At 66.9% G+C, this 12,575-nt stretch carries 11 protein-coding genes; 10 read left to right on the forward strand and 1 reads right to left on the reverse strand.

All coding sequences use genetic code 11. The features are described from left to right. Positions 1-66 precede the first annotated feature (66 nt). On the reverse strand, positions 67-1,254 hold the full coding sequence (locus ACOTSS_RS16950) for an acyl-CoA dehydrogenase family protein (protein WP_448689155.1): 1,188 nt from the start codon (positions 1,252-1,254) through the stop codon (positions 67-69). Between the two features lie 173 nt (positions 1,255-1,427). On the opposite strand from ACOTSS_RS16950, the gene ACOTSS_RS16955 reads away from it, so the two are divergent. The 10 genes from ACOTSS_RS16955 to ACOTSS_RS17000 all read left to right on the forward strand — a co-directional run bounded on the left by ACOTSS_RS16955 (position 1,428) and on the right by ACOTSS_RS17000 (position 12,561). Further along, positions 1,428-2,285, forward strand: a complete 858-nt coding sequence (locus ACOTSS_RS16955) for an SDR family NAD(P)-dependent oxidoreductase (RefSeq protein WP_448689156.1) — start codon at positions 1,428-1,430, stop codon at positions 2,283-2,285. Then, positions 2,282-3,700 (forward strand): MFS transporter, encoded by a 1,419-nt coding sequence (locus ACOTSS_RS16960; protein ID WP_448689157.1) that lies wholly within the window; start codon positions 2,282-2,284, stop codon positions 3,698-3,700. The genes ACOTSS_RS16955 and ACOTSS_RS16960 overlap by 4 nt, the downstream gene beginning before the upstream one ends. Next, positions 3,697-5,151 carry an MFS transporter gene (locus ACOTSS_RS16965; RefSeq protein WP_448689158.1) on the forward strand — a complete coding sequence of 485 codons (1,455 nt, stop codon included), beginning with the start codon at positions 3,697-3,699 and terminating at the stop codon, positions 5,149-5,151. Before ACOTSS_RS16960 ends, ACOTSS_RS16965 begins: the two co-directional genes overlap by 4 nt. A gap of 114 nt (positions 5,152-5,265) precedes the next feature. Beyond that, positions 5,266-6,555: an acyl-CoA dehydrogenase family protein gene (locus ACOTSS_RS16970; RefSeq protein WP_448689159.1), complete on the forward strand. Its 1,290-nt coding sequence runs from the start codon at positions 5,266-5,268 to the stop codon at positions 6,553-6,555. Between the two features lie 112 nt (positions 6,556-6,667). Then, a complete protein-coding gene (locus ACOTSS_RS16975) occupies positions 6,668-7,759 on the forward strand; it encodes a Zn-dependent alcohol dehydrogenase (RefSeq protein ID WP_448689160.1) in 1,092 nt (363 codons plus the stop codon). Continuing rightward, on the forward strand, positions 7,756-8,823 hold the full coding sequence (locus ACOTSS_RS16980) for a phosphotransferase family protein (protein WP_448689161.1): 1,068 nt from the start codon (positions 7,756-7,758) through the stop codon (positions 8,821-8,823). Before ACOTSS_RS16975 ends, ACOTSS_RS16980 begins: the two co-directional genes overlap by 4 nt. Beyond that, positions 8,820-9,593: an SDR family NAD(P)-dependent oxidoreductase gene (locus ACOTSS_RS16985; protein WP_448689162.1), complete on the forward strand. Its 774-nt coding sequence runs from the start codon at positions 8,820-8,822 to the stop codon at positions 9,591-9,593. The genes ACOTSS_RS16980 and ACOTSS_RS16985 overlap by 4 nt, the downstream gene beginning before the upstream one ends. A gap of 2 nt (positions 9,594-9,595) precedes the next feature. Next, positions 9,596-10,399, forward strand: a complete 804-nt coding sequence (locus ACOTSS_RS16990) for an SDR family NAD(P)-dependent oxidoreductase (protein WP_448689163.1) — start codon at positions 9,596-9,598, stop codon at positions 10,397-10,399. 15 nt (positions 10,400-10,414) lie between these two features. Continuing rightward, on the forward strand, positions 10,415-11,362 hold the full coding sequence (locus ACOTSS_RS16995; protein WP_448689164.1) for an aldo/keto reductase family protein: 948 nt from the start codon (positions 10,415-10,417) through the stop codon (positions 11,360-11,362). Further along, positions 11,359-12,561, forward strand: coding sequence for a serine hydrolase domain-containing protein (locus ACOTSS_RS17000; protein ID WP_448689165.1), 1,203 nt, complete (start codon positions 11,359-11,361; stop codon positions 12,559-12,561). The genes ACOTSS_RS16995 and ACOTSS_RS17000 overlap by 4 nt, the downstream gene beginning before the upstream one ends. Positions 12,562-12,575 lie beyond the last annotated feature (14 nt).

Raw genomic sequence — 12,575 nt, forward strand, 5'->3', positions numbered from 1 at the left:
CTAAGGCCCGGCTGACGCCGGACCAAGTCTCTCTGCCCCTCCCCTGAAGGGGAGGGGTGAAACCAGCTACGCCCCCGGCAAATCGAGGATGCGCTTGGCGATGACGTTGAGCATGACTTCGCTCGTCCCGCCTTCGATCGAATTGGCCTTGGTCCGGAGCCAGCCGCGCGCGCGGGCGCCGCCCTTCGTCTCTTCGCTGTCCCATTCGAGCGCTTCGCTGCCGCCGCCCGACATGACAAGCTCGTGGCGGCGCTTGTTGAGCTCGGTGCCGACATATTTCATCATGTTCGAACTGGCCGGGTGCGCGCGCCCGGTCTTCCACATATCCATGAAGCGCTCGCCCATCGCGCGATAGGCGAAGACGTCGACATCGAACGCGGCCATTTCGGCGCGCAGGATCGGGTCGTCGAGTTCGCCCGCGGCGTTCTTGCCAAAGGCTTTCGCGAACGCGCCGCCGATGCTGACCATGTCGCCGCCCGCGCCGCCGCCCGAGATCATCTCGCGTTCGTGGCCGAGCAGATATTTGGCGACGTCCCAGCCGCGATTGATTTCGCCGATGAATTGCGTCTTCGGCACCTCGACATCGTCGAAGAAGGTTTCGCAGAAGGGGCTGTTGCCCGAAATCAGCAGGATCGGCTTGGTCGTGACGCCCTTGCTCTCCATGTCGAAGAGCATGAAGGTGATGCTGATGCCCTGATATTTGTTCGCCTTGTCTGTGCGGACGAGGCAGAAAATCCAGTCGGCCTTGTCGGCGTAGCTGGTCCAGATTTTCGACCCGTTGACGACCCAGTGATCGCCCTTGTCTTCGCCAAAGGTCTGCAAGCTCACGAGGTCGCTGCCCGAACCCGGTTCCGAATAGCCCTGGCACCAGCGGATCTCGCCGCGCGCGATCTGGGTGAGATAATGGACCTTCTGCTCCTCGGTGCCGAATTTGAGCAGCGCGGGGCCGAGCATCCAGATGCCGAAGCTGTCGAGCGGCGAGCGCGCATTGATGCGCTTCATTTCCTGCCGCAGCACCTTCGTCTCTTCGGGGCTGAGGCCCGCGCCGCCATAGGCCTTCGGCCAGTCGGGAACGGTATAGCCCTTCGCCACGCACGCTTCGAGCCACTGTTTCTGCGCGTCGTTCTTGAACACCCATTTGCGCCCGCCCCAGCAGACGTCGCCCTCGTCGCGGACGGGCTCGCGCATTTCGGGGGGGCAATTGGCTTCCAGCCAGGCGCGCACGTCGGCGCGGAAAGCGTCCAGCTCGCTCATCTTTCGGGCTCCTCTTCTGGCATGCAAATTAAGGGGAGTCGCCAAGTTTACGCAAGCGTCAACTTGACCCGGCCGACCTGCCGTTACGGCGCCGTAGCGTCGGATGGCTGGCCGTTGACGCGCCTTGTGACGCCCCTAAGCTAGGTCGCAAAAGAAAACGGGAGAGCAGCATCATGCGATTCGCAGGCAAGGTCGCCGTGGTCACCGGCGCGGCATCGGGCATCGGCAAGGCGGCCGTCCTGAAACTCGCGGGCGAGGGCGCGCACGTCTTCGCCGCCGACATCGACGAGGCGGGCGGACGCGCGCTCGCCGAACAGTCGAACGGCAAGATCGATTTCGTCCGCTGCGACGTCACCCGGCCCGCCGACATCGAGGCGCTGATGAACGCGGCCGCGGCGAAGGCGGGCGGCATCGACATCGTCTTCAACAATGCCGGCGCCGGCGGCGACCGCGCTCCGATCGACGAGATCACCCCCGAGGGCTGGGACCGGACGATGGACCTGCTACTGAAATCGGTGGCGATGGGCATCCGCTATGCAAGCCCGCACATGAAGGGCCGCAAGGGCGCGAGCATCGTCAACACCGCGAGCGTCGCGGCGCTCGGCGCGGGCTATTCGCCGACCGCCTATGCGGTGGCGAAGGCGGGGGTGCTCCACCTGACCAAGGTCGCGGCGACCGACCTCGCGCAGTACGGCATCCGCGTGAACGCGATCTGCCCCGGCTTCATCAACACCAATATCTTCACCTCGTCGCTCGAAGTGCCCGACGAAAGCAAGGACGCGGCGAAGGCGATCATCGCGGGGATGAGCGCGCAGGCACAGCCCGTCGCGCGCGGCGGGCAGCCCGAGGATATCGCCAACGCGGTCGCCTATCTCGCCGGCGAGGACTCGTCGTTCATGACCGGCACCCACCTGCTGGTCGACGGCGGGCTGACGATCGGGCAGCGCCACGCCTGGGACCCCGAGGCGCCGGGGCTGTTCGACGCGCTCACCGCGATGGAGGATGCGGCCAAGGCCGGGGCGGGCGCGTGAGCGAGGCGGCCGCGCCGGCGCGGCTGCCGCTGCGCCTCAAGATGTTCCACGGCCTCGGCAGCATCGCCTATGGGGTCAAGGACAACGGCTTTTCGACCTTTCTGCTGCTCTTCTACAATCAGGTGCTGGGGATGGACGCGAAGCTGGTCAGCTTCGCGCTGATGCTCGCGCTCGTCCTCGACGCCTTCGTCGATCCGGTGATCGGCTATCTGTCCGACCAGACGCACACGCGCTGGGGCCGCCGGCTGCCGTGGCTCTATCTCGCGCCGATCCCGCTCGCCTTCGCCTGGTTCGCACTGTGGACGCCGGGCGGCGAAGGGGCGCCCGGATTCTGGCATCTCGTCGCCGTCGCGGTGATCGTGCGCAGCCTCGTCTCCTGCTGCGAGGTCCCGTCGGTCGCGCTGCTCCCCGAACTGACGCGCGACTATGACGAGCGCACGACCCTGATGCGCTATCGCTATCTGTTCGGCTGGGCGGGCGGGCTGCTGATGCTCTTCCTCGCCTATGACGTGTTTCTCGCCAAGTCGCTGCTCGCGGTCGAGGGCTATTATCAATATGGACTGTTCGGCGGGCTGCTGATGGCGGCGACGGTGCTCATCTCGGCCGCGGGCCAGCATCGCTGGGCGGCGCGCTGGCCCGACCGCAAGCCGTCGGCCTTCAGCCTCGGCACCGCCTTTCGCGAGATTCGCGAATCGCTGACCCATCCCGCCTTCCTGGTGCTGCTCGCCGCGGGCGCGATCGCCTATACGAGCCAGGGGATCACCTTCTCCATCTCCAACTATCTCTATCTCTTCATCTGGCGCTTCTCCCCCGAAGCCTTCATGCTCTATCCTTGGGTGCTGTTCGCGAGCGTCGTCGGCACCTTCCTGCTCGTCGGCCCCGCGCACCGGCGCTTCGGCAAGCGGACGACCGCGATCGCCGGCGGGCTGATCGGCATGGTCTTCTGGGTCACGCCCTTCGTGCTGCGCCACCTGCACCTGTGGCCGGTCGAGGGGAGCGTCGCGTCGACCGCCGGCCTGTTCGTCTTCTTCTTCCTCGCCAATCTGTTCAGCGTTTCGGTGATGATCTCGGGCGGGTCGATGATCGCCGATATCGTCGAGGCATCGGAGGTTCAGACCGGGCGGCGCAGCGAGGGCACTTTCTTCGCTGGCAATTTCTTCATGCAGAAATGCGCGACCGGGCTCGGCATCTTCGTCACCGGGCTGCTCGTCGACCTTGCGGGAATCCCCGAAAAGGCCGATCCGGCCAAGGTGCCCGAAAGCGTGGTCGACAATTTCTCCTTCTATTACTGCGTGCTGGTGATCCTGTTCGCGATCGTTTCGTCGATGATCTTCCGCTATTATCCGATCAACCGCGAAGACCATGAGGCGCGCGTCGCCGCGCTCGCCGCGGCGGAGGCGGGCACGGCGCGATGACGCAAAGCACTCTCCCGCTCCGGTTGCCGACGCGGATCAAGGCCGCGCACGGCCTCGGCAGCGTGACGCTGGGGATCAAGGAGTCGGGGCTCACCACCTTCTTCATGATCTATTACAACCAGGTGCTGGGGTTCGACCCGCGCGTGGTCTCGCTGATCCTGATCGGCGCGATGTTCGTCGATGCGATGGTCGACCCGCTGATCGGCCGGCTGTCGGACGCGACGCGTACGCGGCTCGGGCGGCGGCTGCCTTGGCTGTACGGCGCGGCACTGCCGATGGCGATCGCCTGGGCGTTGCTGTGGATGTCGCCCGATGTGGCCGCGCATTCGACGCTGGGACTGTTCCTGAACGTCGTCGCGGTGCGCGTGCTGGTGTCGGCGTGCGAGATACCGTCGATCTCGCTCGTCGCCGAGCTGACGCGCGATTATGACGAGCGCACCGCGCTGATGCGCTTCCGCTTCCTGTTCGGCTGGCTCGGCGGGCTGCTCGCGGTCGCGCTCGCCTATGGCTATTTCCTGAAATCGGACGATCCGGCGACCAACGGCCTGCTCGATCCGTCGGGCTATGCCGCCTTCGGCCTGTTCGGCGCGGCGCTGATCGTCGTGTCGACGCTCGGTTCGGCGTTCGGGCAGCAGCGCCGCATCCTCGCGCTGCCGCCGCCGCCCGCCGCCGCGCACCACAGCAAGGCGATGCTCGCCGACATCGTCCTCGCCTTTCGCAATCCCGCCTTCGTCGCGCTGGCCAGCGGCGCGCTGTTCGTCACCACCGGCTATGCGACGACGATCGCCTCGACCAACTACATGATGCTCTACGTCTGGCAGATGAGCGACGCGCAGCTCGCCTGGTATCCCGCCGGGCTCGCGATCGCCGTGTTCGGCGCCTTCGCCGCGGTCGGCCATGCCCATCGCCGCTTCGGCAAGCGCGACACCGCGATCGGCGCGGCGCTGGCGAGCGGCGCGATCGCCTTTCTGCCCTATGCGGCGCGCAACCTCGGCTGGTGGCCCGAACTCGGCAGCTGGACGTCGATGGCGCTGCTCCTCTCGTTCCAGACGACGTCGCTGTTCGGGCTGATCGTCGCGACCATTTCGACCTCGTCGATGGTCGCCGAGATCGTCGAGGCGCACGAGGTCGATCACGGCACACGCATCGAGGGCGTCTTCTTCGCCGGCTATCTGATGGTCCAGAAGTTCGGGCAGGCGCTCGGCATCTTCCTTGTCGGCCAGCTCGTCGCCTATGTCGGCCTCAGCGACCGGGTGCGCCCCGAGGACTGGCCCGCGAGCACCGCCGCGACGATGGCGTGGATTTTCGCCGGGCTGATGATTTTGATCGGGATCATGGCGACCGCCGGGCTGCGCCGCTATGCGATCGACCGGGCCAGTCACGAGGCACGGCTGGCCGCCCTCGCCTCGACCCCGCGGCGTCCGGCCGATAGCGAGGAGCCGCGGCCGTAACGGAAGATTGCGCCGCCGCGCTCCGGCTGGCAACTTTCTGCGCGGCGGGACTTGGCAAAGGGGGGCGAATCGGTCCAAAGGCTTACGTGAACGTAAAGGGAAAGGAAGCACGCGATGGATTTCGACCTCACCGACCGGCAGAAGCATTGGCAGGGCCGCGTACGCGAATTCGTCGAGCGCAAGATCCGCCCCGCCGTGGCCACCTACAAGGAGCAGGACCGCACCGGCGATCGCTGGAAGGTGATCCAGATCGTCGAGGATCTGAAGGCCGAGGCGAAGGCCGCGGGCATCTGGAACCTGTTCATGCCGCCGCGCAGCGCCGCGCACCACCATGTCGACGAGAGTTTCGAGTTCGAGGGGCCGGGCCTCACCAACCTCGAATATGCGCTGTGCGCCGAGGAGATGGGCCGTGTCGGCTTCGCGAGCGAGGTGTTCAACTGCTCGGCGCCCGACACCGGAAACATGGAGGTGTTCCACCGCTACGGCACCGCGGCGCAGAAGGAACGCTGGCTGAAGCCGATCATGAACGGCGAGATCCGCTCGGCCTTTCTGATGACCGAGCCCGCGGTCGCCTCGTCCGACGCGACCAATATCGAGACGCGGATCGAGCGCGACGGCGACGATTATGTCATCAACGGCCGCAAATGGTGGTCGTCGGGGGTCGGCGACCCCCGCTGCAAGGTCGCGATCGTGATGGGCAAGACCGACTTCGGCGCCAAGCGCCACCAGCAGCAGTCGATGCTCGCGGTGCCGATGGACGCGCCGGGGATCACCGTGCTGCGCCACCTGCCCGTCTTCGGCTATGACGACGCGCCGCACGGCCATATGGAGGTCGAGCTGAAGGACGTGCGCGTCAATGCCGAGGACGCGATGCTGTTGGGCGAAGGCCGCGGCTTCGAGATCGCGCAGGGCCGCCTCGGGCCGGGCCGCATCCACCACTGCATGCGCACGATCGGGGTCGCCGAGGAAGCGCTGGAGAAGATGTGCAAGCGGCTCCAGTCGCGCGTCGCCTTCGGCAAGACGATCGCCGAGCACAGCATCTGGGAGCAGCGCATCGCGCGCGCGCGCATCGACATCGAGATGACGCGCCTCCTGTGCCTCAAGGCCGCCGACATGATGGACAAGATCGGCAACAAGGCGGCCGCGGCCGAGATCGCGATGATCAAGGTGCAGGCGCCGAACATGGCGCTGCAGATCATCGACGACGCGATCCAGGCGCATGGCGGCGGCGGCGTTTCCGACGATTTCGGTCTCGCCAACGCCTATGCCCACCAGCGGACCCTGCGGCTCGCCGACGGTCCCGACGAAGTGCACGCGCGCGCGATCGCGCGGATCGAGCTCGCCAAGCATTCGCCGGCGAGCGATCCGGGCTTTTCGTCGGGCGACATCGGGGTTTCGCGCTAGCCTCCCCTCCCGCTTGCGGGAGGGGCCGGGGGAGGGCCTGTCCCGGTTCGCGTTCGGCATCCCCTCCCCTAACCCCTCCCGCAAGCGGGAGGGGGACGAACGGAGATTTTAGATGACCAAAGCCGCCGTCCTGATCGAACCCGGCAAGCCGCTCGTCGTCGAGGAGGTCGTCGTCGACAAGCCCGGGCCGCACGAGGTGCGCATCCGCACCGCCGCCTGCGGACTCTGCCATTCGGACCTGCATTTCATCGAGGGCGCCTATCCGCACCCCCTGCCCGCGATCCCCGGCCACGAAGCCGCGGGCATCGTCGAGGCGGTCGGCAGCGAGGTGCGCACGGTGAAGCCGGGCGACGCGGTCGTCACCTGCCTGTCCGCCTTCTGCGGCCACTGCGAATTCTGCGTTTCGGGGCGCATGTCGCTGTGCATGGGCGGCGACACCCGCCGCGCCGCCGGAGCGGCGCCGCGCATCACCCGCCCCGACGGCAGCATCGTCAACCAGATGCTCAACCTCAGCGCCTTCTCCGAAGTGATGCTGGTCCACGAACATGCCTGCGTCGCGATCGACCCCGAGATGCCGCTCGACCGCGCCGCGGTGATCGGCTGCGCGGTGACGACGGGCGCGGGGACGATCTTCAACGCGTGCAAGGTGACGCCGGGTGAGACCGTCGCGGTCGTCGGCTGCGGCGGCGTCGGGCTCGCCACGATCAACGCCGCGAAGATCGCCGGCGCGGGACGCATCATCGCCGCCGACCCGGTACCCGAGAAGCGCGCGCTGGCGCAGAAGCTGGGCGCCACCGACGTCGTCGACGCGCTCGCCGACGATGCCGCGAAGCAGATCGTCGAGCTGACCAGGGGCGGCGTCGACCATGCGATCGAAGCCGTGGGCCGCCCCGCCTCGGCGAGCCTCGCGGTCGCCTCGCTCCGCCGTGGCGGCACCGCGACGATTTTGGGCATGATGCCGCTTTCGGAAAAGGTCGGACTCGGCGCGATGGACCTGCTCTCGGGCAAGAAATTGCAGGGTGCGATCATGGGCGGCAACCGCTTCCCCGTCGACATCCCGCGGCTCGTCGATTTCTACCTGCGCGGACTGCTCGACCTCGACAGCATCGTCGCCGAGACGATTCCGCTCGAACAGATCAACGAAGGGTTCGACAAGATGAAGAAGGGCGACGCCGCACGGTCGGTGATCGTGTTCGATCAATGACGCTCGACGCGCAAAAGGCCTTCAGCGGCACCGTCGCGCCCGAGGGCGCCGACCTGCTCGACGAGGCGAAGCTGACCGCGTGGATGGAGGCGCATGTCGAGGGTTTCGCGGGTCCGCTGACCCAGAGCAAGTTCGCCGGCGGCCAGTCGAACCCGACCTACAAGATATCGGCGCCGTCGGGGAATTACGTCCTCCGCCGCAAGCCCTTCGGCCCGCTGCTGCCCTCGGCGCATGCGGTCGACCGCGAATATAAGGTGCAGGCGGGACTGTATAAGACGGGCTTTCCCGTCGCGCGCCAATATGGCCTTTGCACCGACGACGAGGTGGTCGGAAGCTGGTTCTATGTGATGGGGATGGTCGACGGCCACACCATCTGGGACGGCGCGATGCCGGGGTCGACGCCCGAGAACCGCCGCGCGACCTATTTCGCGATGATCGACACGCTCGCCGCGCTGCACGGCGTCGATGTCGAGGCGGCGGGATTGTCCGACTATGGCAAGCCCGGCAATTATTTCGGCCGCCAGGTCGACCGCTGGACCAAGCAGTACAAGCTCTCCGAAACCGAGACGATGGACGAGATGGAGCAACTGATCGCCTGGCTGCCCGCGACGCTGCCCGAACAAACGCGCACCAGCGTCGTCCACGGCGACTATCGCATCGACAATATGATCTGGGCCAAGGACCGGCCCGAGATTCTGGCGGTGCTCGACTGGGAGCTGTCGACGCTCGGCGATCCGCTCGCCGATTTCACCTATGTCGCGATGGCGTGGGTGACCGAGAATGGCGGGCGCTCGGGGGTGATGGACCTCGACCGCAAGGCGCTCGGCATTCCCGAGCTCGATGAGGTGGTCGAGCGTTATTGCCAAGCGACGGGACGCGACGGCGTGCCCGACATGAACTGGTATTTCGCCTATAATTTCTTCCGTCTCGCCGGGATCATGCAGGGGATCAAGAAGCGCGTCATCGACGGCACCGCCTCTTCGGCGCATGCGAAGGCGATGTCCGAACGCGTCCTGCCGCTCGCACAGAAGGCGTGGGACTTCGCACGAAAGGCCGGCGCATGAGCCTGTTCGACATGAAAGGCCAGGTCGCGCTGATCACCGGATCGTCGCGCGGCATCGGGAAGGCCATAGCGGAAGCGATGGCCGAGCAGGGCGCGAAGGTCGTGATATCGAGCCGCAAGCAGGACGCCTGCGACGCGGTCGCCGCCGAACTGAACGCGAAACACGGGCCGGGAACCGCGATCGCGGTCGCGGCGAATATCTCGTCGAAGGAGAATCTGCAGCATCTGGTCGACGCGACCGTCGCCGCTTTGGGCCCGGTCACCGCGCTCGTCTGCAACGCGGCGTCGAACCCCTATTACGGGCCCTCGGCGGGGATCAGCGACGAGCAGTTCCGCAAGATTCTCGACAATAATATCGTCGCCAACCACTGGCTGATCCATATGTGCGCGCCCGCGATGCTCGCGGCGGGCAAGGGGTCGATCACGATCATCAGCTCGATCGGCGGCCTCAAGGGATCGTCGATCCTCGGCGCCTACGCGATCTCCAAGGCGGCCGATATGCAGATGGCGCGCAACCTGGCCGACGAGTTCGGTCCGCAGGGGGTGCGCGTGAACTGCATCGCGCCGGGACTGATCAAGACCGATTTCGCGCGCGCGCTGTGGGAGAATCCCGACACGCTGGAGGTGTCGACGCGCCGTTCCTCGCTGCGCCGCATCGGCGAGCCGCACGAGATCGCGGGCGCCGCGGTGTTCCTCGCGAGCCCGGCGGGCGGCTTCACCACCGGCCAGACGATCGTCATCGACGGCGGCAACACTTCGAGCGGAGGATGAACATGGGCGCATTGGACGGCAAGATCGCGATCATCACCGGCGCGGGATCAGGAATCGGCCGCGCGAGCGCGCTGCGCTTCGCCGCCGAGGGCGCGAGGCTGGTCATCGGCGACAAGACGGCGGCGGTCCACGACACCGCGCAGGCGGTGAGGGACGCGGGCGGCGACGTCGTCGCGCTGGAGATCGACGCCGGGGTCGAGGCCGACGTCGCGAAGCTCGTCGCCACCGCGAAGGAGACATATGGCGGGCTTGACATCGCCTTCGCCAACGCCGGGATCATCGGCGACATGGGCGGCATTTTCGACATCACGCCCGAGGGCTGGGCCGAGACGCTGCGCGTCAACCTGATCGGCCCGGCGCTGATGGTGAAGCATGCCGGCAAGGCGATGGTCGACCAGGGCCGCGGCGGCGCGATCGTTCTCACGGCGAGCGTCGCGGGGATCAATTCGGGCGCGGGCCCGGCCGCCTATTCGGCGTCGAAGGCGGGGGTCATCAACCTTGCCCGGACCGCGGCGCAGCAGATGACGAGCGCCAATGTCCGCGTCAACGCGATCTGCCCCGGGCTGACCGAGACGGGGATGACGCGTCCGACCTTCGACTATGCCAAGGAAAAGGGCGTGACGCACAAGATCGGCCAGCTCAATCCGCTGAAGCGCGCGGGTCAACCCGAGGAGCTCGCGAACGTTGCCCTCTTCCTCGCGAGCGACCAGGCGAGCTATGTCAACGGACAGGCGATCGCGGTCGACGGCGGCCTCACCAGCTCGCATCCGGTGACGCGGCAACTGCTCGGCCAGACGTCGCACTGACGAAAGGACAGGTCCATGCAATATCGCGACCTCGGCGACAGCGGCATTCGCGTTTCGGCGATCTGCCTCGGCAGCTGGCTGACCTATGGAGTCGGGGTCGACGACAGCGCCGGGCGCGCGTGCATCGATGCGGCGTTCGACGCCGGGATCGACTTCATCGACACCGCGAACGTTTATGGCACCGGCGCGGCAGAGGAGTTTCTCGGCCGTGCGCTCAAGGGACGGCCGCGCGACAGCTATGTCCTCGCGACCAAGCTCTTCTTTCCGATGTCGGAGACCGACAAGGGGTTGTCGGGGCGCCAAGTCGCGAAGCAGATCGACGCGAGCCTGTCGCGGCTGCAGACCGACTATGTCGACCTCTACCAGTGCCACCGCTACGACCCCGACACGCCGCTCGAGGAGACGATGGCGGCGCTGTCCGAGGTCGTCCGCAGCGGCAAGGCGCGCGCGATCGGCTTTTCCGAATGGGCGCCCGACCAGATCCAGGCCGCGCTCGACCTCGCGCCGCCCCACGTCAAATTCGTGTCGAGCCAGCCGCAATACAGCCTGCTCTATCGCCGCGCGGAGGCGAAGGTGATCCCGCTGTCGATCGCGAACGGCATCGGCCAGATCGTCTGGTCGCCGCTCGCGATGGGAGTGCTGAGCGGCAAGTACAAGCCCGGCGAGGCCCCGCCCGCGAACAGCCGCGCCGCGAGCGAGGATCAGCGTTTCATGACCCGCTACCTCGCCGATCCCGTCCTCGAAGCGGTGCGGAGGCTGGCGCCGCTTGCCGACAGGGCGGGATGCTCGATGGCGCAGCTCGCGATCGCCTGGGTGCTCGCGCAGCCGGGGATCACCAGCGCGATCGTCGGTGCAAGCCGGCCCGAGCAGCTCAAGGAGACCGCCGCGGCCGCCGATCTCGCCATCGATCCGGCGCTGCTCGCCGAAGCCGCCACCATCCTCGAAGGAGTCCGCATTTCATGAGTCACGGGATGGACAAGACGCGTCTCGACCGCATCCCGGCGTTCCTCGCCGCCAAATATATCGATACCGGCCGGCTGCCGAACGCCGCGACGTTGGTGTCGCGGCGCGGCGAGATCGCGCACCTGTCGTGCATCGGCGAGGCGCGGCCGGGCGCGGCGCTGACGGAGGACGCCATCTTCCGCATCGCCAGCATGACCAAGCCGATCACCAGCATCGCCTTCATGATGCTGCTCGAAGAGGGCAAGGTCGCGCTGTCCGATCCGCTGGTGAAATTCTGCCCCGAGTTCAAGGACACCGGCGTCTTCGTCGCGGGCGGCGGCAACGTCCCCTTCCTGACGCGCCCGCCGGCGCGCCCGATCCTGATGGTCGACCTGCTCCGCCACACCTCCGGGCTGACTTACGGCTTTCAGGAGCGCACGCCGGTCGACGCCGCCTATCGCAAGACCAAGATCGACGATTTCGACGCCGCCTTCACGATGGACAGCTTCATCGAGGGACTGGCGAAGATTCCGCTGCAGTTCGACCCCGGCGCGCACTGGAATTATTCGATGGCGACCGATGTGCTCGGCGCGGTGATCGAGCGGATCGAGGGGAAGCCGTTCGCGCAAGTCTTGCACGAGCGCATCTTCGGCCCGCTCGGCATGGTCGATACCGGATTCAAGGTGCCCGCCGACCAACAGCACCGGCTGACCGATGCCTATGCCTTTCACCCGAAGGACAAGATGCAGCAATTCGACGCCGGCGACCGCAGCCGCTGGGCGAAGGACCGCAGCTTCCATTCGGGCGGCGGCGGGCTCGCTTCGACGCTGCACGACTATCATCGCTTCTGCCTGATGCTGCTCGGCGGCGGCAAGCTGGGCGATGTGCGGATCGTGAGCCGCAAGACGCTCGCGCTGATGACGTCGAACCATCTGGTCGGCGGCGGCGACCTGACCCGGCACAGCGTCGGCATCTTTTCCGAGGACGAGAATGCCGGGGTCGGCTTCGGCCTCGGCTTCGCGGTGACGCTCGATCCCGCGGCCGCGGGCATCCCCGGCTCGGCGGGGGATTTCTATTGGGGCGGCATGTTCTCGACCGGCTTTTTCGTCGATCCGGTCGAGCATATCTGCATGGTGTTCATGACCCAGCTCATGCCCTCTTCCACCTATCCCGTGCGGCGCGAGGTCAAGACGCTCGTCCACGCCGCGATCGACGATTGATACGTTAAACCAGC

Source organism: Sphingopyxis sp. NJF-3 (assembly GCF_053514865.1).

What these genes read in the sequence shown, in the direction of transcription:
- ACOTSS_RS16950 (WP_448689155.1), bottom strand. Translation starts at nt 1,254, where the DNA reads ATGAGCGAGCTGGACGCTTTCCGCGCCGACGTGCGCGCCTGGCTGGAA.
- ACOTSS_RS16955 (WP_448689156.1), top strand. Translation starts at nt 1,428, where the DNA reads ATGCGATTCGCAGGCAAGGTCGCCGTGGTCACCGGCGCGGCATCGGGC.
- ACOTSS_RS16965 (WP_448689158.1), top strand. Translation starts at nt 3,697, where the DNA reads ATGACGCAAAGCACTCTCCCGCTCCGGTTGCCGACGCGGATCAAGGCC.
- ACOTSS_RS16970 (WP_448689159.1), top strand. Translation starts at nt 5,266, where the DNA reads ATGGATTTCGACCTCACCGACCGGCAGAAGCATTGGCAGGGCCGCGTA.
- ACOTSS_RS16975 (WP_448689160.1), top strand. Translation starts at nt 6,668, where the DNA reads ATGACCAAAGCCGCCGTCCTGATCGAACCCGGCAAGCCGCTCGTCGTC.
- ACOTSS_RS16980 (WP_448689161.1), top strand. Translation starts at nt 7,756, where the DNA reads ATGACGCTCGACGCGCAAAAGGCCTTCAGCGGCACCGTCGCGCCCGAG.
- ACOTSS_RS16985 (WP_448689162.1), top strand. Translation starts at nt 8,820, where the DNA reads ATGAGCCTGTTCGACATGAAAGGCCAGGTCGCGCTGATCACCGGATCG.
- ACOTSS_RS16990 (WP_448689163.1), top strand. Translation starts at nt 9,596, where the DNA reads ATGGGCGCATTGGACGGCAAGATCGCGATCATCACCGGCGCGGGATCA.
- ACOTSS_RS16995 (WP_448689164.1), top strand. Translation starts at nt 10,415, where the DNA reads ATGCAATATCGCGACCTCGGCGACAGCGGCATTCGCGTTTCGGCGATC.
- ACOTSS_RS17000 (WP_448689165.1), top strand. Translation starts at nt 11,359, where the DNA reads ATGAGTCACGGGATGGACAAGACGCGTCTCGACCGCATCCCGGCGTTC.